The 21,508-nt window shown below is 55.2% G+C and carries 18 protein-coding genes; all 18 read left to right on the forward strand.

All coding sequences use genetic code 11. The features are described 5' to 3' along the window. Positions 1-571: 571 nt before the first annotated feature. The 18 genes from leuO to ftsA all read left to right on the forward strand — a co-directional run bounded on the left by leuO (position 572) and on the right by ftsA (position 21,502). Positions 572-1,516 (forward strand): transcriptional regulator LeuO, encoded by a 945-nt coding sequence (leuO, locus tag DBR02_RS14370; RefSeq protein WP_063867450.1) that lies wholly within the window; start codon positions 572-574, stop codon positions 1,514-1,516. A gap of 377 nt (positions 1,517-1,893) precedes the next feature. Next, positions 1,894-3,618, forward strand: a complete 1,725-nt coding sequence (gene ilvI / locus DBR02_RS14375; RefSeq protein ID WP_107534688.1) for an acetolactate synthase 3 large subunit — start codon at positions 1,894-1,896, stop codon at positions 3,616-3,618. 1 nt (position 3,619) lies between these two features. Further along, on the forward strand, positions 3,620-4,114 hold the full coding sequence (gene ilvN, locus DBR02_RS14380) for an acetolactate synthase small subunit (RefSeq protein WP_001252742.1): 495 nt from the start codon (positions 3,620-3,622) through the stop codon (positions 4,112-4,114). A gap of 175 nt (positions 4,115-4,289) precedes the next feature. Beyond that, positions 4,290-5,294, forward strand: coding sequence for a catabolite repressor/activator (gene cra / locus DBR02_RS14385; protein ID WP_003856369.1), 1,005 nt, complete (start codon positions 4,290-4,292; stop codon positions 5,292-5,294). 590 nt (positions 5,295-5,884) lie between these two features. Further along, on the forward strand, positions 5,885-6,343 hold the full coding sequence (mraZ, locus tag DBR02_RS14390) for a division/cell wall cluster transcriptional repressor MraZ (RefSeq protein ID WP_014830641.1): 459 nt from the start codon (positions 5,885-5,887) through the stop codon (positions 6,341-6,343). Positions 6,344-6,345: 2 nt separating this feature from the next. Further along, positions 6,346-7,287, forward strand: a complete 942-nt coding sequence (rsmH, locus tag DBR02_RS14395; RefSeq protein WP_107534689.1) for a 16S rRNA (cytosine(1402)-N(4))-methyltransferase RsmH — start codon at positions 6,346-6,348, stop codon at positions 7,285-7,287. After that, positions 7,284-7,649, forward strand: a complete 366-nt coding sequence (ftsL, locus tag DBR02_RS14400) for a cell division protein FtsL (protein WP_063450662.1) — start codon at positions 7,284-7,286, stop codon at positions 7,647-7,649. The genes rsmH and ftsL overlap by 4 nt, the downstream gene beginning before the upstream one ends. Positions 7,650-7,664: 15 nt before the next feature. After that, complete coding sequence (ftsI, locus tag DBR02_RS14405; protein ID WP_063450661.1) at positions 7,665-9,431, forward strand: peptidoglycan glycosyltransferase FtsI; 1,767 nt, start codon at positions 7,665-7,667, stop codon at positions 9,429-9,431. Next, the gene (gene murE / locus DBR02_RS14410) at positions 9,418-10,905 is read left to right on the forward strand and encodes a UDP-N-acetylmuramoyl-L-alanyl-D-glutamate--2,6-diaminopimelate ligase (RefSeq protein WP_107534690.1); all 1,488 of its coding nucleotides are present in this window, start codon (positions 9,418-9,420) and stop codon (positions 10,903-10,905) included. The genes ftsI and murE overlap by 14 nt, the downstream gene beginning before the upstream one ends. Further along, entirely contained in the window at positions 10,902-12,260 is a 1,359-nt protein-coding gene (gene murF / locus DBR02_RS14415; protein WP_107534691.1) for a UDP-N-acetylmuramoyl-tripeptide--D-alanyl-D-alanine ligase, read from the forward strand. Before murE ends, murF begins: the two co-directional genes overlap by 4 nt. Next, a complete protein-coding gene (mraY, locus tag DBR02_RS14420; RefSeq protein ID WP_003856353.1) occupies positions 12,254-13,336 on the forward strand; it encodes a phospho-N-acetylmuramoyl-pentapeptide-transferase in 1,083 nt (360 codons plus the stop codon). The genes murF and mraY overlap by 7 nt, the downstream gene beginning before the upstream one ends. A 2-nt stretch (positions 13,337-13,338) precedes the next feature. After that, positions 13,339-14,655 (forward strand): UDP-N-acetylmuramoyl-L-alanine--D-glutamate ligase, encoded by a 1,317-nt coding sequence (murD, locus tag DBR02_RS14425; protein WP_107534692.1) that lies wholly within the window; start codon positions 13,339-13,341, stop codon positions 14,653-14,655. Beyond that, positions 14,655-15,899 (forward strand): cell division protein FtsW, encoded by a 1,245-nt coding sequence (gene ftsW / locus DBR02_RS14430; RefSeq protein WP_063450657.1) that lies wholly within the window; start codon positions 14,655-14,657, stop codon positions 15,897-15,899. Before murD ends, ftsW begins: the two co-directional genes overlap by 1 nt. Beyond that, entirely contained in the window at positions 15,896-16,960 is a 1,065-nt protein-coding gene (murG, locus tag DBR02_RS14435; protein WP_107534693.1) for an undecaprenyldiphospho-muramoylpentapeptide beta-N-acetylglucosaminyltransferase, read from the forward strand. The genes ftsW and murG overlap by 4 nt, the downstream gene beginning before the upstream one ends. Before the next feature lie 59 nt (positions 16,961-17,019). Then, positions 17,020-18,495 carry a UDP-N-acetylmuramate--L-alanine ligase gene (gene murC / locus DBR02_RS14440; protein ID WP_107534694.1) on the forward strand — a complete coding sequence of 492 codons (1,476 nt, stop codon included), beginning with the start codon at positions 17,020-17,022 and terminating at the stop codon, positions 18,493-18,495. Further along, positions 18,488-19,408 (forward strand): D-alanine--D-alanine ligase, encoded by a 921-nt coding sequence (locus tag DBR02_RS14445; protein ID WP_107534695.1) that lies wholly within the window; start codon positions 18,488-18,490, stop codon positions 19,406-19,408. Before murC ends, DBR02_RS14445 begins: the two co-directional genes overlap by 8 nt. Position 19,409: 1 nt before the next feature. Then, positions 19,410-20,249: a cell division protein FtsQ gene (gene ftsQ / locus DBR02_RS14450; RefSeq protein ID WP_063450653.1), complete on the forward strand. Its 840-nt coding sequence runs from the start codon at positions 19,410-19,412 to the stop codon at positions 20,247-20,249. Then, positions 20,246-21,502: a cell division protein FtsA gene (gene ftsA / locus DBR02_RS14455; protein ID WP_003856340.1), complete on the forward strand. Its 1,257-nt coding sequence runs from the start codon at positions 20,246-20,248 to the stop codon at positions 21,500-21,502. The genes ftsQ and ftsA overlap by 4 nt, the downstream gene beginning before the upstream one ends. Positions 21,503-21,508: the final 6 nt, after the last annotated feature.

The raw sequence follows: 21,508 nt of genomic DNA on the forward strand, positions 1-21,508 counted from the left end.
ATGTCAACCCCTCACAGGCAAAACGGCTATTCAGTACAAGGTAAGTACGTTAGCTAATTGTGCTGGTTTTGGCATGGCTAACCGACTTTATTGTCTATTATTGGACTGAAGATTCATCTCTGGAATAATTTGAATATAATTGGTAGCAATTGAACACAGTATTTTTACCGACATGCTGTGAAAAGAAATCTGTTTCATCTTGTTGATTTATAAGTGACGTGAATGAGTTGCGGGTGAGTAAATGATCAATATTGATATCAGTTTGTTAATGAAAAAGCGGCCTATGCCATTAATAGTTTAATAATACTTAAGTCGTTATTCACGAGGGCGGTGATTGTGTATTTGTCTGGTTTATGGTTTCATGCCTGCATTAAAGTTTAAGATATCATTTGAACGTTTTTAGCGCTTCGTTTTTGGGCGGCGTAATGCCACGCCAGAAACGAGGGCTCTTTATATATTCCGAATTTTAAATAATTCTCTTTCGCTTGTTGTATATGCATGGTAAATCATATTTTTCGAACTTATTACTGTACTTTGGCAAAGGGAATTTAGCGTGACGGTGGAGTCAGAAATGCCAGAAAATAATATTAACCAACCACAGTCTTATGATGGGGTTAAGCCTCAGTTACGCACAGTGGATCTTAACTTGTTAACGGTATTTGATGCAGTGATGCAGGAGCAGAATATTACACGAGCAGCGCAATCTCTGGGAATGTCTCAACCTGCCGTGAGTAATGCCGTAGCCAGACTTAAGGTGATGTTTAACGACGAGTTATTTGTACGTTATGGACGGGGGATACAGCCCACGGCGCGTGCATTCCAGCTATTCGGTTCCATTCGTCAGGCGCTACAGCTGGTTCAAAATGAGCTTCCCGGTTCGGGCTTTGAACCCTTAAGCAGCGAGCGAGTTTTCCATCTCTGTGTTTGCAGTCCGTTAGACAATTATTTGACGTCTGTTATATATAATAAAGTTGAACAGATCGCCCCAAATATTCACCTCGTTTTTAAATCATCATTAAATCAAAACACTGAACACCAGCTTCGTTATCAGGAAACAGAGTTTGTTCTGGGCTATGAAGAGTTCCGCCGTCCAGAATTTGCCTGCGTTCCATTGTTCAAAGATGAAATGGTATTAGTTGCCAGTAAAAAACATCCCCGTATGAATTCGCCGCTGCGTGAAAGCGATGTTTACAGCGAGCAGCACGCCGTTGTTGCGCTTGACCGATATGCCTCATTCAGTCAGCCGTGGTATGACACCGCCGATAAACAAGCCAGCGTGGCCTATCAGGGGATGGCCATGGTCAGCGTATTAAACGTCGTTTCTCAGACCCATTTAGTCGCCATCGCACCGCGCTGGCTTGCTGAAGAGTTCTCCGATTCGCTGGACCTGCAAATTTTACCTCTGCCGCTCAAGCTTAATAGCCGTACCTGTTACCTTTCATGGCATGAAGCCGCGGGTCGGGATAAAGGGCATCAGTGGATGGAAGAGCTGCTGATCGCTATTTGTCGTCGCTAAATTCGGGTGAATAAACCGCATGGCACCGTGCGGTTTATTCTGTGATTTTTCATGTGGACAAAATTTTGTTCTGCTTTCATTTTTTTCATTCACTCAGACATGCTCAAAAATAGATGATTTCCTGATCCCTCCTCTTTTTAAGAGATGAATTATTATTGTCTCCATGCATTCCAGACGAATACACCATATTCGTATCTGACACCTGTTTATTCTGCTTTTCTTATCCGTTACCGCCACCGGTTTGCTAATTGCCTGCCTCATAACGAGCGGTTAAGGTAGCAATCACTCTGCAAATTATAAGATGGGTTAACCCTGTCAGAAGACGGCGCGGAAATGAATTCTGTAGACCGTCTATAACAAAAGCCTGGAGGCAAAGCATGGAGATGTTGTCTGGCGCGGAAATGGTCGTCCGATCGCTTATCGATCAGGGCGTGAAGCAGGTGTTCGGCTATCCTGGAGGCGCAGTTCTCGATATCTATGACGCGCTGCACACGGTAGGCGGTATCGATCATGTTCTGGTTCGTCATGAGCAGGCCGCTGTGCATATGGCTGACGGTCTGGCCCGCGCCACGGGCGAAGTGGGTGTTGTGCTGGTCACTTCCGGGCCGGGGGCGACCAATGCCATTACCGGCATCGCGACGGCGTATATGGATTCCATTCCGCTGGTCATTCTTTCCGGACAGGTGGCGACGTCACTGATTGGCTATGATGCGTTTCAGGAGTGCGACATGGTGGGGATCTCACGCCCCGTGGTGAAGCACAGCTTTCTGGTTAAGCAAACTGAAGACATCCCGGGCGTACTGAAAAAAGCCTTCTGGCTGGCCGCCAGCGGTCGTCCCGGGCCCGTAGTTGTCGATCTGCCAAAAGATATTCTCAACCCGGCGAACAAACTGCCTTACCTGTGGCCTGAGTCGGTGAGCATGCGTTCGTATAATCCAACGACGCAAGGGCACAAAGGACAGATTAAGCGTGCGCTGCAAACGCTGCTGGCTGCGAAAAAGCCGGTAGTCTATGTGGGCGGCGGCGCCGTCAATGCGGCCTGTGAAACGCAGCTACGCGAACTGATCGAGAAGCTTAATCTTCCTGTCGCGTCATCACTGATGGGGCTGGGGGCATTCCCGGCTACCCACCGTCAGGCGCTGGGCATGCTGGGTATGCATGGCACCTATGAAGCCAATATGACAATGCACAACGCTGACGTGATTTTTGCCGTCAGCGTGCGTTTTGACGATCGCACCACCAATAACCTGGCGAAATACTGTCCGAATGCGACGGTGCTGCATATTGATATCGATCCTACCTCTATTTCTAAAACGGTGCCGGCAGATGTACCGATCGTGGGTGACGCCCGTCAGGTGCTGGAGCAGATGTTAGATCTGCTGGCGCAGGAATCCGCGTCTCAACCGCTGGACGAGATCCGCGACTGGTGGCAGCAAATCGAGCTATGGCGGAGCCGTCAGTGCCTTAAATACGACACGCACAGTGAGAGCATCAAGCCGCAGGCGGTGATCGAAACGATCTGGCGTCTGACGAACGGCGATGCGTATGTGACGTCTGACGTGGGCCAGCATCAGATGTTCGCTGCGCTGTATTACCCGTTTGATAAACCGCGTCGCTGGATCAACTCAGGCGGGCTGGGCACGATGGGCTTTGGCCTGCCCGCCGCGCTGGGGGTAAAGCTGGCGCTGCCGAACGAAACGGTCATCTGCGTGACGGGTGACGGCAGTATTCAGATGAATATTCAGGAGCTTTCTACCGCGCTGCAATATGAACTGCCAGTGCTGGTGCTGAATCTGAATAACGGTTACCTCGGCATGGTAAAGCAGTGGCAGGATATGATTTATTCCGGCCGTCACTCTCAGTCTTATATGAGGTCACTTCCGGATTTTGTCCGTCTGGCTGAAGCCTATGGCCATATTGGCATGCGGGTAACCGATCCGTCAGAGCTGGAAGCGAAGCTCGGCGAAGCGCTTGAGCACGTTAAAAACAATCGCCTCGTCTTCATGGACGTGATCGTTGACGGCTCAGAACACGTTTATCCGATGCATATTCGCGGCGGTGGTATGGATGAAATGTGGTTAAGCAAAACGGAGAGAACCTGATATGCGCCGGATATTATCTGTATTACTGGAAAATGAGTCGGGCGCACTGTCGCGCGTCATTGGGCTTTTTGCGCAGCGTGGCTACAACATTGAAAGCCTGACCGTTGCACCGACCGACGATCCCACGCTCTCCCGCATGACGATCCAGACCGTCGGCGATGCGAAAGTGCTTGAGCAGATCGAAAAGCAGCTGCATAAGCTGGTGGACGTGTTGCGCGTCAGCGAGCTGGGGCAGGGGGCTTACGTTGAACGTGAAGTGATGCTGGTGAAAATCCAGGCCAGCGGTTACGGCCGTGAAGAGGTCAAACGCAACACGGATATCTTCCGTGGGCAGATCATCGACGTCACGCCTTCTATATATACTGTGCAGCTTGCCGGAACGAGCGATAAGCTGGACGCATTCCTGGCGTCTGTCAGGGATGTGGCAAAAATAGTTGAAGTTGCGCGCTCTGGCGTTGTTGGCCTCTCGCGCGGCGATAAAATCATGCGTGAGTAGCGCAAAAGGTTCGCCTCTTTCAGCCCGGTAGCCAAAGCCGGGCTTTTTTTTGCGTAATCCGCCGACAACGCAGACAAAAGCGGTTGCCGTGAAGGCTATTCTGCGTTTAGATGTTAAAATATTTAACCATAACCTTGACAGGGCCATGGACTTTTTTCTTTTTTGAGAGGCAATTGTGAAACTGGATGAAATCGCCCGGCTCGCCGGCGTGTCGAGAACCACGGCCAGCTATGTGATTAACGGTAAAGCAAAGCAGTATCGTGTCAGCGATAAGACCGTTGAGAAAGTGATGGCAGTCGTTCGTGAGCATAATTACCATCCGAATGCTGTCGCCGCAGGTTTACGTGCCGGGCGCACCCGCTCGATTGGCCTGGTGATCCCGGACCTGGAAAACACCAGCTACACCCGCATCGCCAACTATCTGGAACGCCAGGCTCGCCAGCGTGGCTATCAGTTGCTGATTGCCTGCTCCGAGGATCAGCCCGACAACGAAATGCGTTGCATTGAGCATCTGCTGCAACGTCAGGTTGACGCCATCATCGTGTCGACCTCTTTACCACCAGAGCATCCTTTCTATCAGCGCTGGGCGAACGATCCGTTCCCTATTGTGGCGCTGGATCGTGCGCTTGACCGTGAGCATTTCACAAGCGTAGTGGGTGCCGATCAGGACGATGCAGAAATGCTGGCTGCCGAGCTGCGTACCTTCCCGGCTGAAACGGTACTGTATCTTGGCGCGTTGCCTGAACTCTCTGTGAGCTTCCTGCGTGAACAAGGGTTCCGTACCGCATGGAAAGACGATCCGCGTGACGTTCACTATTTGTATGCCAACAGCTATGAGCGCGAAGCGGCTGCTCAGCTGTTCGAAAAATGGCTGGAAACGCACCCCATGCCGCAGGCCCTGTTTACCACCTCGTTTGCCCTGTTGCAGGGGGTCATGGACGTCACATTACGTCGCGATGGCAAGCTGCCATCCGATCTGGCGATTGCGACCTTCGGCGATAACGAACTGCTCGACTTCCTGCAATGTCCGGTGCTGGCCGTGGCCCAGCGTCACCGCGACGTCGCCGAGCGGGTGCTGGAGATCGTTCTGGCAAGCCTGGATGAACCCCGTAAGCCGAAACCCGGGCTGACGCGCATCAAACGTAATCTCTATCGGCGCGGAATTTTGAGCCGTCATTAATATCTCAGCGGGGGGAGTGAAAACTGCCCCTTAGCTGTACATTTATTACGTAAATTAAAATCCCGATAAAAATTAAGATTATTCCTTATGAAAGATAGCCTGCTATTTTTCTGAATCTTTTTTGGCTTATAAAAGACCTTTTATTGCTCTATAAAAGATTTTGTTTGTATTGTTTTGTTACAAACAGGCGCCAGCCGATGAATATTCAGCCATTTTTTAAAACGTCTCCAGGCCTTACGGCACCTGAAGGGCACCTTATCGCCTTATCGCTCATCTGAGGCTGTCATCACCCGCCAATATGCCTTAAAATGCTGCCCGCGTCGCAAACTGACACTTTATATTTCCCTGCGATGATATTGAGTGAGTCTTAACGCTCGTGTGCATATTCGGTTTTTTTCTTACAAATATTCATAACGTTAATTTTGCCTCGCCAGTTGTGTAGTTATTAGCCAGGTCACTCTTGCTCTGTAAATACGGTGCTTTCGCCCCGGTATAGAGAGAGTCCTGGCTTGACAAGCTTTTCCCTCGCTCCGTAAACTCCTTCAGGTGGGAATTTGTGGGTTAAAGTGGTGAGGAGGGGTGAGGCTGGCATGTTCCGTGGAGCAACGTTAGTCAATCTCGACAGCAAGGGGCGTTTATCGGTACCAACCCGATACCGCGACCAGCTGATTGAGAACGCTTCGGGTCAACTGGTTTGCACCATTGACATCAACTCCCCCTGCCTGCTGCTTTACCCTTTGCCTGAATGGGAAATCATTGAGCAAAAGCTGTCGCGACTGTCGAGCATGAACCCGCAGGAACGCCGCGTGCAGCGGCTGTTATTGGGTCATGCCAGTGAATGTCAGATGGATAGCGCCGGGCGATTATTGATTGCGCCGGTGTTGCGGCAACATGCTGGTCTGACAAAAGAAGTGATGCTGGTCGGGCAGTTCAACAAGTTTGAACTGTGGGACGAAACGACCTGGTATCAACAGGTCAAGGAAGATATCGACGCTGAGCAATCTGATTCCGCAACATTGTCGGAACGGTTGCAGGACTTGTCACTATAAATATGATGGAAAATTATAAACATACAACGGTGCTGCTGGACGAGGCCGTTAACGGCCTGAATATTCGTCCGGACGGCATTTATATCGATGGCACTTTTGGTCGCGGTGGTCACTCGCGTTTGATCCTCTCTCAGCTTGGAGCGGAAGGACGCCTGCTGGCAATTGACCGCGATCCGCAGGCGATTGCCGTTGCGCAAACCATCGATGATCCTCGCTTTTCCATCGTGCATGGACCTTTCTCTGCGCTTGCGGATTATGTTGCCGAGCGCGACCTGACCGGCAAAATCGACGGGATCCTCCTCGATCTTGGCGTCTCTTCACCACAGCTTGATGATGCAGAACGCGGCTTCTCCTTTATGCGCGACGGTCCGCTGGATATGCGCATGGATCCCACCCGCGGTCAGTCTGCCGCCGAGTGGTTACAAACCGCCGACGAAGCGGATATCGCCTGGGTGATTAAAACCTTCGGCGAAGAGCGTTTTGGCAAACGTATCGCGCGCGCCATCGTTGAGCGCAACCGTATTGAGCCTATGACTCGCACCAAAGAGCTGGCAGAAGTCATCGCGGCGGCAACGCCGGTGAAGGATAAGCACAAACATCCTGCGACCCGTACCTTCCAGGCGGTTCGCATCTGGGTAAACAGTGAACTGGAGGAAATAGAGCTGGCGCTAAAAAGCTCGCTCGACGTGCTGGCCCCGGGTGGGCGGTTATCCATCATCAGCTTCCATTCGCTGGAAGATCGCATCGTGAAGCGTTTTATGCGTGAACAGAGCCGCGGTCCACAGGTTCCAGCGGGGCTGCCGATGACGGAAGAACAACTCAGGAAACTGGGCGGCCGTCAGTTGCGAGCATTAGGCAAGTTGATGCCGGGCGAAGAAGAGGTGGCAGAGAATCCACGTGCCCGTAGTTCAGTGCTGCGCATTGCAGAGAGGACGAACGCATGATCGGCAGAGTGACAGAGACCCTAAGCAAAGTTAAGGGATCGTTAGGAAGCAACGAGCGCCATGCCTTGCCTGGCGTGATCGGCGACGATCTTTTGCGGTTTGGGAAGCTGCCACTCTGCTTGTTCATTTGCATCATTGTGACGGCAATCATGGTGGTCACTACCGCGCACCATACCCGTTTATTGACTGCGCAGCGCGAGCAGATGGTGCTGGAACGCGATGCGCTGGATATTGAATGGCGAAACCTGATCCTTGAAGAAAATGCGCTCGGCGATCACAGCCGGGTTGAACGGATCGCAACGGAAAAGCTGCAATTGCAGCATGTTGATCCCTCGCAGGAAAATATCGTAGTACAAAAATAAGGGAAAACGCGACGCATGAAAGCAGCGGCAAAAACGCTAAAACCAAAACGTCAGGAAGAACAGGCCAACTTTGTCAGTTGGCGTTTTGCGTTGCTTTGCGGCTGCATTTTACTGGCGCTGGGTTTCCTGCTGGGCCGCGTGGCGTGGCTGCAAATTATCGCCCCCGACATGCTGGTACGTCAGGGTGATATGCGTTCTCTGCGCGTACAGGAAGTCTCTACCTCTCGTGGGATGATCACCGACCGCTCCGGCCGTCCGCTGGCGGTAAGCGTGCCGGTGAAGGCAATCTGGGCCGATCCGAAGGAACTGCACGACGCCGGCGGGATCTCGCTGGATAACCGCTGGAAGGCGCTCGCAGACGCGTTAAAAATGCCGCTGGACCAGCTGGCTTCCCGCGTGAATGCCAACCCGAAAGGGCGCTTTATCTATCTGGCCCGTCAGGTAAACCCTGATATGGCTGACTATATTAAAAAGCTGAAGCTGCCGGGCATTCATCTTCGTGAAGAATCCCGCCGCTACTATCCTTCCGGCGAAGTAACCGCTCACCTCATTGGCTTCACTAACGTCGACAGCCAGGGGATCGAGGGCGTTGAAAAAAGCTTCGATAAATGGCTGACCGGCCAGCCTGGCGAGCGAATTGTACGTAAAGACCGCTATGGCCGCGTCATTGAAGACATTTCCTCGACAGACAGTCAGGCCGCGCACAACCTTGCTCTGAGTATTGATGAGCGCTTGCAGGCGCTGGTCTACCGCGAGCTGAACAACGCCGTCGCGTTTAACAAGGCGGAATCGGGCAGTGCCGTGCTGGTGGATGTGGCGACAGGTGAAGTGCTGGCGATGGCCAGTAGCCCTTCATACAACCCAAATAATTTTGCCGGTACAGCAAAAGATGCGATGCGTAACCGCTCAATCACCGATGTGTTTGAACCCGGCTCGACCGTAAAACCGATGGTGGTGATGACGGCTCTACAGCGAGGCATCGTCAACGAAAATACCGTTCTGAATACCATCCCTTACCGAATTAACGGTCACGAAATCAAAGACGTGGCGCGGTACAGCGAACTGACCCTGACCGGGGTCTTACAGAAGTCGAGTAACGTCGGTGTGTCAAAGCTGGCGTTAGCGATGCCGTCCTCAGCGTTAGTAGATACTTACTCACGTTTTGGGCTGGGAAAGGCGACCAATTTGGGGTTGGTCGGAGAACGCAGTGGCTTATATCCTCAAAAACAACGGTGGTCTGACATAGAGAGGGCCACCTTCTCTTTCGGCTACGGGCTAATGGTAACCCCGTTACAGTTAGCGCGAGTCTACGCAACGATTGGCAGCTATGGCATTTATCGCCCGCTGTCGATCACCAAAGTTGATCCACCGGTTCCGGGTGAGCGTGTTTTCCCTGAATCTATCGTGCGTACCGTTGTGCATATGATGGAAAGCGTTGCGCTGCCTGGCGGTGGCGGCGTGAAGGCCGCGATTAAGGGCTACCGTATCGCCATTAAAACCGGTACGGCTAAAAAAGTGGGGCCGGACGGCCGCTATATCAACAAATACATTGCCTATACCGCAGGCGTAGCGCCTGCAAGCAATCCGCGTTTTGCGCTGGTGGTTGTCATTAACGATCCGCAGGCGGGTAAGTACTACGGCGGCGCCGTCTCCGCGCCTGTATTCGGGGCTATTATGGGCGGCGTGTTGCGCACCATGAACATTGAACCGGATGCGCTGGCGACGGGCGAAAAAAGTGAATTTGTAATTAATCAAGGCGAGGGAACAGGTGGCAGATCGTAATTTGCGCGACCTTCTTGCTCCGTGGGTGCCAATGCTACCTGCGCGAGCACTGCGAGAGATGGTACTGGACAGCCGCGTAGCGGCTGCTGGCGATCTTTTTGTGGCAGTGGTAGGTCATCAGGCGGACGGGCGTCGTTATATCCCGCAGGCGATTGCGCAAGGTGTTGCTGCCGTTATTGCAGAGGCCAAAGATGAGGCAACAGACGGTGAGATCCGTGAAATGCACGGCGTGCCGGTCATCTATCTCAGCCAGCTGAATGAGCGTCTCTCCGCGCTGGCAGGACGTTTTTACCACGAACCCTCCGAGCAGTTAAAGCTGGTTGGCGTGACAGGAACCAACGGAAAAACCACCACAACCCAGCTGATGGCGCAGTGGGCGCAGCTTCTGGGCGAAACCGGCGCCGTCATGGGCACGGTGGGGAACGGTCTTCTGGGCAAAGTTAGCCCGACGGAAAACACCACCGGCTCGGCGGTTGATGTGCAGCGTGTGCTGGCGGGCCTTGCAGAGCAGGGAGCGACCTTTGCCGCGATGGAAGTCTCTTCCCATGGTCTGGTACAACATCGCGTGGCGGCGCTGAAATTTGCCGCCTCCGTCTTTACCAACCTGAGCCGCGATCACCTTGATTATCACGGTGATATGGAACACTACGAAGCGGCGAAATGGCTGCTCTATTCCACTCACCACCACGGACAGGCGATCATTAACGCCGACGACGAAGTCGGTCGCCGTTGGCTGGAAAAACTGCCGGATGCGGTAGCGGTGTCGATGGAAGATCATATTAACCCGAACTGCCATGGCCGCTGGCTGAAGGCGGTCGAGGTGAACTACCACGATAGCGGGGCGACGATCCGCTTTGCTTCCACCTGGGGCGAAGGTGAGATTGAAAGCCGCCTGATGGGGGCCTTCAACGTCAGCAACCTGCTGCTGGCGCTGGCGACGCTGCTGGCGCTGGGGTACCCGATGGCGGATCTGCTTAAAACGGCTGAGCGTCTGCAACCGGTTTGTGGCCGAATGGAAGTGTTCAGCGCGCCGGGCAAGCCGACGGTGGTGGTGGATTACGCCCACACGCCGGATGCGCTGGAAAAAGCGCTGGAAGCGGCGCGTCTGCACTGCGCAGGCAAGCTCTGGTGCGTATTTGGCTGCGGCGGCGATCGCGACAAGGGCAAACGCCCGCTGATGGGCGCGATCGCCGAGCAGTTCGCGGATATTCCGGTGGTGACCGATGACAACCCGCGTACCGAAGAGCCGCGTGCCATTATCAACGACATTCTGGCCGGCATGCTGGATGCGGGCCGCGCGCGCGTGGTCGAAGGCCGTGCGGAGGCCGTGACTAACGCCATTATGCAGGCGCAGGAGAATGATGTGGTTCTGCTGGCCGGTAAGGGTCATGAAGATTATCAGATAGTCGGCAATCGTCGTCTGGATTACTCGGACCGCGTGACGGCAGCGCGTCTGCTGGGAGTGGTGGCATGATTAGCATTACCTTAAGCCAGGCCGCTGCGGTATTGCAGGGGGCATTGCATGGTCAGGATCTGACCATTGAGGCCGTGACCACGGACACCCGTAAAGTGACTGCGGGCTGCCTGTTTGTGGCGCTGAAGGGCGAACGTTTTGACGCCCACGATTTTGCACAGCAGGCCAAAGATAACGGCGCCGGCGCGCTGCTGGTCAGCCGCAAGCTCGATATCGATCTGCCGCAGATTGTGGTGAAAGATACGCGCCTGGCGTTTGGCGAGCTGGCGGCATGGGTTCGCCAGCAGGTGCCGACCCGCGTAGTGGCGCTGACGGGCTCGTCGGGAAAAACCTCCGTTAAGGAGATGACGGCGGCCATCCTCAGCCAGTGCGGTAACACGCTTTATACGGCGGGCAACCTTAATAACGACGTCGGCGTGCCGATGACGCTGCTGCGCCTGAGCAAAGAGCATGAATATGCGGTGATTGAGTTAGGGGCTAACCACCGGGGCGAAATCGCCTGGACCGTGAGCCTGACGCGTCCGGAAGCGGCGCTGGTGAATAACCTGGCGGCGGCACATCTTGAAGGTTTTGGTTCGCTGCAAGGCGTGGCGAAAGCGAAAGGTGAAATCTATACCGGTCTGCCGGATGACGGCATCGCCATCATGAATGCCGATAACAACGACTGGCTGAACTGGCAGAACATCATCGGTTCACGCAAGACCTGGCGCTTCTCGCCAAACGCGGCAAACAGCGATTTTTCGGCGACCAACATTCATGTGACGTCACACGGTACTGAGTTCACCCTCTCTACCCCAACGGGCGACATTGACGTGCTGCTTCCGCTGCCGGGGCGTCATAACATCGCTAACGCGCTTGCTGCGGCAGCGCTGTCGATGGCGGTAGGTGCTTCACACGATGCGATCAAAGCAGGTCTGGCAAACTTAAAAGCCGTGCCGGGACGTCTGTTCCCGATTCAGTTGGCTGAAAACAAACTGCTGCTGGATGACTCCTACAACGCCAACGTCGGCTCCATGACGGCGGCCGTACAGGTGCTGTCTGAGATGCCGGGCTATCGGGTGATGGTTGTGGGCGATATGGCCGAGCTGGGTGATGAAAGCGAAGCCTGCCATATTCAGGTTGGCGAAGCGGCGAAAGCGGCAGGACTTGACCGCGTACTGAGCGCCGGCACGCTGAGCAAGGCTATTTCTGATGCCAGTGAAGTTGGCGAACATTTTGCCGATAAATCTGCACTGATTGAACGCCTGAAGGCGCTGATTGCAGAAAAACAAATTGTGACTGTTTTAGTTAAAGGTTCACGTAGTGCCGCCATGGAAGAGGTTGTGCACGCATTACAGGAGAACGGGACATGTTAGTTTGGCTGGCCGAACATTTGGTCAAATATTATTCAGGCTTTAACGTCTTTTCCTATCTGACGTTTCGCGCCATCGTCAGCCTGCTGACTGCGCTGTTCATCTCGCTGTGGATGGGCCCGCGCATGATTGCCCGTCTGCAAAAACTCTCTTTCGGCCAGGTTGTGCGTAACGACGGTCCGGAATCGCATTTCAGCAAGCGCGGTACGCCGACCATGGGCGGGATTATGATCCTGACCGCGATTGTGGTGTCCGTTCTGCTGTGGGCTTATCCGTCTAACCCGTACGTCTGGTGCGTGCTGACGGTTCTGGTTGGCTACGGGATCATCGGCTTTGTGGATGACTACCGCAAAGTCGTGCGCAAAGACACCAAAGGCCTGATCGCCCGCTGGAAGTATTTCTGGATGTCGGTGATTGCGCTGGGCGTGGCGTTCGCGCTGTACCTGGCGGGTAAAGATACCCCGGCCACCGAGCTGGTGGTGCCGTTCTTCAAAGACGTGATGCCGCAGCTGGGGCTGTTCTACATTCTGCTGGCCTATTTTGTCATCGTCGGCACCGGTAACGCCGTCAACCTGACCGATGGTCTGGATGGCCTGGCCATCATGCCAACCGTTTTTGTCGCCGGCGGTTTCGCGCTGGTAGCGTGGGCGACCGGTAACATGAACTTTGCTAATTACCTGCACATTCCATACCTGCGTCACGCGGGTGAGCTGGTGATCGTCTGTACGGCGATTGTCGGGGCGGGTCTCGGCTTCCTGTGGTTCAACACCTATCCGGCGCAGGTCTTTATGGGCGACGTCGGTTCGCTGGCCCTGGGTGGCGCGCTGGGCATTATCGCCGTGCTGCTGCGTCAGGAGTTCCTGCTGGTGATCATGGGGGGTGTGTTTGTGGTTGAGACCCTGTCGGTGATTTTGCAGGTCGGTTCCTTCAAGCTGCGCGGTCAGCGCATCTTCCGTATGGCACCGATTCACCACCACTATGAACTGAAAGGCTGGCCGGAGCCGCGCGTCATTGTGCGCTTCTGGATTATTTCGCTGATGCTGGTGCTGATTGGCCTGGCAACGCTGAAGGTACGTTAATCATGGCAGATTACCAGGGCAAAAAAGTCGTTATCATCGGGTTGGGCCTGACCGGGCTCTCCTGCGTGGACTTTTTCCTTGCGCGTGGCGTGACACCGCGCGTGATGGATACGCGTGTCTCTCCGCCGGGTCTGGACAAGCTGCCGGAGCAGGTTGAACGCCACCTGGGTGGTCTGAATGATGAGTGGCTGCTGGCCGCGGATCTGATTGTTGCCAGCCCGGGCATGGCGCTGGCGCATCCTTCGCTGAGCGCCGCGGCGGATGCCGGGGTTGAGATCGTTGGCGATATCGAACTGTTCTGCCGGGAGGCGCAGGCCCCGATCGTTGCCATTACCGGTTCAAACGGTAAAAGCACCGTCACCACGCTGGTGGGTGAGATGGCGAAAGCGGCGGGTAAAAATGTCGGCGTGGGCGGTAACATTGGTCTGCCCGCGTTGATGCTGCTCGATAAAGGGTGTGAGCTGTTTGTACTGGAGCTTTCCAGTTTCCAGCTGGAAACTACCTCAAGTCTGCATGCGGCGGCGGCGACGATCCTTAACGTCACCGAAGATCATATGGACCGCTACCCGTTCGGCTTGCAGCAGTACCGCGCGGCCAAGCTGCGCGTCTATGAAAATGCCAACGTTTGCGTGGTGAACGCCGATGATGCGCTCACCATGCCGGTGCGCGGCGCGGACGATCGCTGCATTAGCTTCGGTATTAACATGGGTGACTATCACCTCAACCGTCAGCAGGGCGAAACCTGGCTGCGGGTGAAAGGTGAGAAGGTGCTGAACGTGAAAGAGATGATACTTTCCGGCCAGCATAACTACACCAATGCCCTGGCGGCGCTGGCGCTTGCGGATGCCGTTGGCCTGCCGCGATCGTCCAGCCTGAAAGCGCTGACCACCTTTACCGGCCTGGCGCACCGTTTCCAGCTGGCGCTGGAGCACAACGGCGTGCGCTGGATTAATGATTCAAAAGCCACCAACGTGGGCAGCACTGAGGCCGCGCTGAACGGCCTGCACGTTGACGGCACGCTGCACCTGCTGCTGGGCGGCGACGGTAAATCGGCCGACTTCTCCTCGCTGAAGCCGTATCTCGGCGGCGATAACGTGCGCCTGTACTGCTTTGGCCGCGACGGTGGCGAGCTGGCGGCGCTGCGTCCTGAGGTTGCCGAGCAAACCGAGACCATGGAGCAGGCGATGCGCCTTATTGCCCCGCGCGTGAAGCCCGGCGATATGGTGCTGCTGTCGCCTGCCTGCGCCAGCCTCGACCAATTTAAGAATTTCGAACAGCGGGGCGATCTCTTTACCCGCCTGGCGAAGGAGTTAGGCTGATGCGTTTTTCACTCCCTCGCCTGAGAATGCCGCGCCTGCCAGGATTTGGCATCCTGGTGTGGCTGTTTGAGGCGCTGAAAGGCTGGGTGATGGCTTCCCGGGATAAAGATTCCGACAGCCTGATCATGTATGACCGTATGCTGTTCTGGCTCACGCTGGGTCTGGCAGCAATCGGCTTTATCATGGTCACCTCGGCGTCAATGCCCGTTGGACAACGTCTGGCAAACGATCCGTTCCTGTTTGCCAAGCGTGACGGGCTGTACATCATTCTGGCGTTCTGCCTGGCGATGATCACCTTACGCCTGCCGATGACGTTCTGGCAGCGGCACAGTACGGCCATGCTGATTGCGTCGATTATTATGCTGCTGATTGTACTGGTGGTCGGGAGCTCCGTTAACGGGGCATCGCGCTGGATCGCCTTTGGTCCACTGCGTATTCAGCCTGCGGAGTTCACCAAGCTCTCTCTGTTCTGCTACCTGGCGAACTACCTGGTGCGTAAAGTTGACGAGGTTCGTAACAACCTGCGCGGCTTCTTAAAACCGATGGGCGTGATTCTGGTGCTCGCGATCCTGCTGCTGGCGCAGCCCGACCTCGGTACGGTAGTCGTACTGTTTGTCACAACGCTGGCGATGCTGTTCCTGGCGGGCGCAAAGCTGTGGCAGTTCATCGCCATTATCGGAATGGGGATCTCGGCGGTTGTGCTGCTGATTCTGGCCGAGCCATACCGTATCCGCCGCGTAACCTCGTTCTGGAACCCGTGGGAAGATCCGTTCGGCAGCGGCTATCAGCTGACGCAGTCGCTGATGGCGTTTGGTCGCGGCGAAGTCTGGGGGCAAGGCCTGGGCAACTCGGTGCAAAAACTGGAGTATTTACCGGAGGCGCACACCGACTTCATCTTCTCCATCATTGGGGAAGAACTGGGTTATATCGGTGTGGTATTGGCGCTATTAATGGTATTCTTCGTCGCTTTCCGCGCCATGTCGATTGGCCGTAAAGCGCTGGAGATCGATCACCGCTTCTCCGGTTTTCTGGCCTGCTCAATTGGTATCTGGTTTAGCTTCCAGGCGCTGGTAAACGTTGGGGCCGCAGCGGGTATGCTGCCAACCAAAGGCCTGACGCTGCCGCTGATCAGTTATGGTGGTTCGAGTCTGTTGATCATGTCGACGGCCATCATGTTTTTGTTACGCATAGATTATGAAACGCGTCTGGAGAAAGCCCAGGCGTTTACACGAGGTTCACGATGAATCAACCGAAGCGGTTAATGGTGATGGCAGGCGGTACCGGCGGACACGTGTTCCCGGGGCTGGCGGTTGCGCACCATTTAATGGATCAGGGCTGGCAGGTACGCTGGCTGGGAACCGCAGACCGCATGGAAGCCGACCTGGTACCGAAGCACGGTATCGAGATCGACTTTATTCGTATTTCCGGCCTTCGGGGCAAAGGGATTAAGGCGCTGCTGCTGGCCCCGGTGCGTATTTTCAACGCCTGGCGTCAGGCGCGCGCCATTATGAAGCGTTTTAAGCCTGACGTCGTATTGGGTATGGGCGGTTACGTTTCCGGCCCTGGCGGACTGGCGGCGTGGTCGCTGGGGATCCCCGTTGTTCTGCACGAGCAGAACGGTATTGCCGGTTTGACCAACAAATGGCTGGCGAAAATTGCCACCAAAGTGATGCAGGCCTTCCCTGGGGCATTCCCGAAAGCAGATGTCGTAGGGAACCCGGTGCGCGTAGACGTGCTGGCGCTGGCGCTGCCGGAGGTGCGTCTGGCCGGTCGCGAAGGACCGGTGCGCGTGCTGGTGGTTGGCGGTTCACAGGGCGCACGTATCTTAAACCAGACGATGCCGCAGGTTGCCGCAAAACTGGGTGATACCGTGACCATCTGGCACCAGAGCGGGAAGGGCGCACAGCAGACCGTTGAGCAGGCCTACGCGTCAGAAGGTCAGCCGCAGCATAAGGTCACTGAATTTATTGATGACATGGCCGCAGCCTATGCCTGGGCCGATGTCGTGGTCTGTCGTTCGGGCGCGCTGACGGTGAGCGAAATCGCTGCCGCCGGCCTGCCTGCGCTGTTCGTGCCGTTCCAGCACAAAGACAGACAGCAGTACTGGAATGCGCTGCCGCTGGAGAAAGCGGGCGCGGCGAAAATTTTTGAGCAGCCACAATTTACCGCTGAGGCGGTCGCCACTACCCTGGCGGGCTGGAACCGGGATGTATTACTGGAGATGGCGCAACGCGCGCGCGCGACCGCTATCCCGGATGCAACGGAACGGGTGGCAAAAGAAGTGAGCCTGGCAGCCCAGGCATAATTCTCGCAGCGCGTGTTGCGCTGCACGATTTTTTTGAAGTAGTCGATGGCGTTTAGAGAATGAATACACAACAACTGGCAAAACTGCGTTCTATCGTGCCCGAGATGCGTCGCGTCCGGCACATTCACTTTGTCGGCATCGGTGGTGCTGGCATGGGCGGTATTGCCGAAGTGTTAGCTAACGAAGGCTATCAGATCAGCGGGTCTGACCTGGCGCCAAACCCTGTTACGCAGCAGCTGGCGTCGCTTGGGGCGACTATCTATTTCAATCATCGCCCGGAAAACGTGAGCGATGCGAGCGTGGTGGTGGTATCCAGCGCCATCTCCGCAGATAACCCGGAAATCATTGCGGCGCACGAGGCGCGCATTCCGGTGATCCGTCGCGCGGAAATGCTGGCGGAACTGATGCGTTTTCGTCACGGCATTGCGGTGGCCGGTACGCATGGCAAAACCACTACCACGGCGATGGTTTCCAGCATTTATGCGGAAGCGGGTCTCGATCCGACGTTCGTCAACGGTGGGCTGGTGAAAGCCGCTGGCGTACATGCGCGTCTGGGTCACAGCCGTTATCTGATTGCGGAAGCGGATGAGAGCGACGCGTCTTTCCTGCATCTGCAACCCATGGTGGCGATTGTCACCAATATCGAAGCTGACCATATGGATACCTACCAGGGCGACTTCGAGAACTTAAAGCAAACCTTTATTAATTTCCTGCACAATCTGCCGTTTTATGGCCGTGCGGTAATGTGCGTGGACGATCCGGTGATCCGCGAGCTGCTGCCGCGCGTCGGGCGTCAAATCACCACCTATGGTTTCAGCGAAGACGCTGACGTACGCGTAGAAGATTACAAGCAGATTGGTGCGCAGGGGCATTTCACCCTGGCACGTCAGGACAAAGACCTGCTGCGTGTCACCCTGAACGCGCCGGGACGCCACAACGCCCTGAATGCGGCTGCGGCCGTGGCGGTTGCGACAGAAGAAGGCATTGACGATGAGGCGATCCTGCGCGCGCTGGAAAGCTTCCAGGGAACGGGCCGTCGCTTCGACTTCCTCGGTGAATTCCCACTGGAGCCGGTAAACGGTAAGCCAGGTTCTGCGATGCTGGTAGACGACTACGGTCACCATCCGACCGAAGTGGACGCCACCATCAAAGCGGCACGCGCGGGTTGGCCAGAAAAGAATCTGGTCATGATCTTCCAGCCGCACCGTTACACACGTACCCGCGATCTGTACGACGATTTTGCCAACGTGCTTTCGCAGGTCGATACCCTGTTGATGCTGGACGTTTATGCCGCAGGCGAAAATCCGATTCCAGGTGCGGACAGTCGTTCTTTATGTCGTACCATCCGTGGACGAGGTAAAGTGGATCCTATTCTGGTCCCCGACCCGGCACAGGTAGCAGAAATGCTTGCCCCGGTCCTGACAGGCAACGATCTGATCCTGATTCAGGGTGCGGGAAATATCGGCAAAATCGCCCGTACCTTAGCTGAAATCAAACTGAAGCCGCAAACTCAGGAGGACGAGCGTCATGGCTGATAAGATTGCTGTCCTGTTTGGCGGCACCTCCGCCGAACGCGAGGTTTCTCTGAATTCGGGCGCTGCCGTGCTGGCGGGCCTGCGTGAAGGGGGCGTCGACGCGCACCCGGTTGATCCGAAAGACGTAGACGTTACGCAGCTGAAAGCGATGGGCTTCGATAAAGCCTTCATCGCGTTGCACGGTCGCGGCGGTGAAGACGGCACGTTACAGGGGCTGCTGGAGCTTATCGGTATGCCGTATACCGGCAGCGGCGTGATGGCATCTGCCATCTCTATGGATAAACTGCGCAGCAAACTGCTGTGGCAGGGCGCGGGCCTGCCCGTTGCGCCATGGGTTGCACTGACGCGTCGCGAATATGAATTAGGCCTGTCGGACAACATTAATACACGCATTGCCGCGCTGGGCTTACCGGTTATTGTCAAGCCGAGCCGCGAAGGGTCGAGCGTGGGAATGTCCAAAGTGGATAAAGCTGACGATTTAGCGTCCGCTTTAGCATTGGCATTTCAACATGATGAAGAAGTATTGATTGAAAAATGGCTCAGCGGGCCGGAATTTACCGTCGCGATGCTTGGCGAAGAAATTTTACCGTCAATTCGCATCCAACCTACGGGAGTCTTCTATGATTATGAGGCGAAGTATCTCTCTGATGAGACGCAATATTTCTGTCCTGGTGGCCTTGAAGCAGAACGCGAAGCCGAATTACAGTCTCTGGTGCTTAAAGCCTGGAATGTTCTGGGATGCCGTGGCTGGGGACGCATCGACGTAATGCTCGACGGTGACGGGCAATTTTATCTGCTGGAAGCAAACACGTCTCCGGGTATGACCAGCCATAGCCTTGTGCCAATGGCGGCGCGTCAGGCAGGAATGAGTTTCTCGCAGTTAGTCGTACGTATTCTGGACCAGGCGGGCTGATATGTCTCAGGCTGCATTGAACACGCGCAACCGCGAGGAAGAAGAATACACTTCTTCGCGCCGGAGTAATGGTACGCGTCTTGCAGGTATCATCTTCCTGCTCGGAGTGCTGTGCACCGTGTTTATCAGCGGCTGGATGGTGCTGGGCTGGATGGAAGACGCGCAGCGGTTGCCGCTGTCGAAGCTGGTGGTGACCGGGGAACGTCACTACACGCGTAACGATGACATTCGCCAGTCTATTCTGGCACTGGGGTCGCCTGGCACCTTTATGACGCAGGACGTCAACATTATTCAGAGTCAGATTGAACGTCTGCCCTGGATTAAACAGGCGAGTGTCAGAAAACAATGGCCTGATGAATTGAAGATTCATCTGGTTGAATATGTGCCGATTGCGCGTTGGAATGATCAGCATATGGTTGACGTAGACGGAAATTCGTTCAGCGTCCCGAGCGATCGTGTCAACAAGCAGAATTTACCGATGTTGTATGGCCCGGAAGGCAGCGAAAACGAAGTCTTGCAGGGTTTTCGTGAGATGGGGCAGGTGCTGGCTAAGGATCGTTTTGCGTTAAAAGAAGCTGCGATGACGGCGCGCCGCTCCTGGCAGCTGACGCTTACGAACGGCATTAAGCTTAACCTTGGCCGCGGCGACACAATGAAACGTCTGGCGCGTTTTGTAGAACTTTACCCGGTTTTACAGCAGCAGGCGCAGACGGATGGCAAACGGATAAGCTACGTTGATTTGCGCTATGACTCAGGCGCAGCAGTCGGTTGGGAGCCGGCTCCGGTCGAGGAACCTAATCAGCAACAGAATCAGGCACAGGTACAGGCAGAACAACAATGATCAAGTCGACGGACAGAAAATTGGTAGTAGGACTGGAGATTGGCACCGCGAAGGTTGCCGCTTTAGTAGGGGAAGTTCTGCCCGACGGTATGGTCAATATCATTGGCGTGGGCAGCTGCCCGTCCCGTGGTATGGATAAAGGTGGGGTAAACGACCTTGAGTCGGTGGTGAAATGCGTTCAGCGCGCCATCGACCAGGCTGAATTGATGGCAGATTGCCAGATTTCCTCTGTCTATCTGGCCCTTTCTGGTAAGCACATCAGCTGCCAGAATGAAATCGGTATGGTGCCGATTTCCGAAGAAGAAGTGACGCAGGAAGACGTTGAGAACGTTGTCCACACGGCGAAATCCGTGCGCGTTCGCGACGAGCACCGTGTACTGCATGTGATCCCGCAGGAATACGCGATCGACTACCAGGAAGGCATCAAGAATCCGGTCGGTCTGTCGGGCGTACGTATGCAGGCAAAAGTGCACCTGATCACATGTCACAACGATATGGCGAAGAACATTGTAAAAGCCGTTGAACGTTGTGGCCTGAAAGTTGACCAACTTATTTTCGCCGGTCTTGCCGCGAGCTATTCCGTGCTGACCGAAGACGAACGTGAACTGGGCGTCTGTGTGGTGGATATTGGTGGTGGTACAATGGACATGGCTGTCTATACCGGCGGTGCGTTGCGCCACACCAAAGTGATCCCGTATGCCGGGAATGTGGTGACCAGCGATATCGCTTATGCCTTTGGTACGCCACCGAGCGACGCAGAGGCGATTAAAGTGCGCCATGGTTGCGCGCTGGGCTCTATCGTCGGTAAAGACGAAAGCGTTGAAGTGCCGAGCGTAGGTGGGCGACCGCCGCGCAGCCTGCAACGCCAGACCCTGGCAGAGGTGATTGAGCCGCGCTATACCGAGCTGCTCAACCTGGTCAACGAAGAGATTTTGCAGTTACAGGAACAGCTTCGCCAGCAGGGTGTGAAACATCATCTCGCGGCGGGGATTGTATTAACCGGCGGGGCAGCGCAAATTGAAGGTCTTGCGGCCTGCGCTCAGCGCGTGTTCCATACGCAGGTGCGTATCGGTGCGCCGCTGAATATTACCGGTTTAACGGATTATGCTCAGGAGCCGTACTATTCAACGGCGGTGGGCCTGCTGCACTACGGGAAAGAGTCCCATTTAAGTGGTGAAGCAGAGGTGGAAAAACGCGTCTCGGTGGGGTCGTGGGTCAAACGACTTAACACCTGGTTGCGAAAAGAATTTTAATTTTTT

The organism is Enterobacter cloacae complex sp., assembly GCF_900322725.1.
GTDB lineage: Bacteria > Pseudomonadota > Gammaproteobacteria > Enterobacterales > Enterobacteriaceae > Enterobacter > Enterobacter quasihormaechei.

Coding starts and splice junctions, on each gene's coding strand:
- murD (WP_107534692.1), top strand. CDS start 13,339: ATGGCAGATTACCAGGGCAAAAAAGTCGTTATCATCGGGTTGGGCCTG.
- ilvN (WP_001252742.1), top strand. CDS start 3,620: ATGCGCCGGATATTATCTGTATTACTGGAAAATGAGTCGGGCGCACTG.
- DBR02_RS14445 (WP_107534695.1), top strand. CDS start 18,488: ATGGCTGATAAGATTGCTGTCCTGTTTGGCGGCACCTCCGCCGAACGC.
- ftsL (WP_063450662.1), top strand. CDS start 7,284: ATGATCGGCAGAGTGACAGAGACCCTAAGCAAAGTTAAGGGATCGTTA.
- ilvI (WP_107534688.1), top strand. CDS start 1,894: ATGGAGATGTTGTCTGGCGCGGAAATGGTCGTCCGATCGCTTATCGAT.
- mraZ (WP_014830641.1), top strand. CDS start 5,885: ATGTTCCGTGGAGCAACGTTAGTCAATCTCGACAGCAAGGGGCGTTTA.
- ftsQ (WP_063450653.1), top strand. CDS start 19,410: ATGTCTCAGGCTGCATTGAACACGCGCAACCGCGAGGAAGAAGAATAC.
- rsmH (WP_107534689.1), top strand. CDS start 6,346: ATGATGGAAAATTATAAACATACAACGGTGCTGCTGGACGAGGCCGTT.
- ftsI (WP_063450661.1), top strand. CDS start 7,665: ATGAAAGCAGCGGCAAAAACGCTAAAACCAAAACGTCAGGAAGAACAG.
- murC (WP_107534694.1), top strand. CDS start 17,020: ATGAATACACAACAACTGGCAAAACTGCGTTCTATCGTGCCCGAGATG.
- ftsW (WP_063450657.1), top strand. CDS start 14,655: ATGCGTTTTTCACTCCCTCGCCTGAGAATGCCGCGCCTGCCAGGATTT.
- leuO (WP_063867450.1), top strand. CDS start 572: ATGCCAGAAAATAATATTAACCAACCACAGTCTTATGATGGGGTTAAG.
- murG (WP_107534693.1), top strand. CDS start 15,896: ATGAATCAACCGAAGCGGTTAATGGTGATGGCAGGCGGTACCGGCGGA.
- mraY (WP_003856353.1), top strand. CDS start 12,254: ATGTTAGTTTGGCTGGCCGAACATTTGGTCAAATATTATTCAGGCTTT.
- murF (WP_107534691.1), top strand. CDS start 10,902: ATGATTAGCATTACCTTAAGCCAGGCCGCTGCGGTATTGCAGGGGGCA.
- ftsA (WP_003856340.1), top strand. CDS start 20,246: ATGATCAAGTCGACGGACAGAAAATTGGTAGTAGGACTGGAGATTGGC.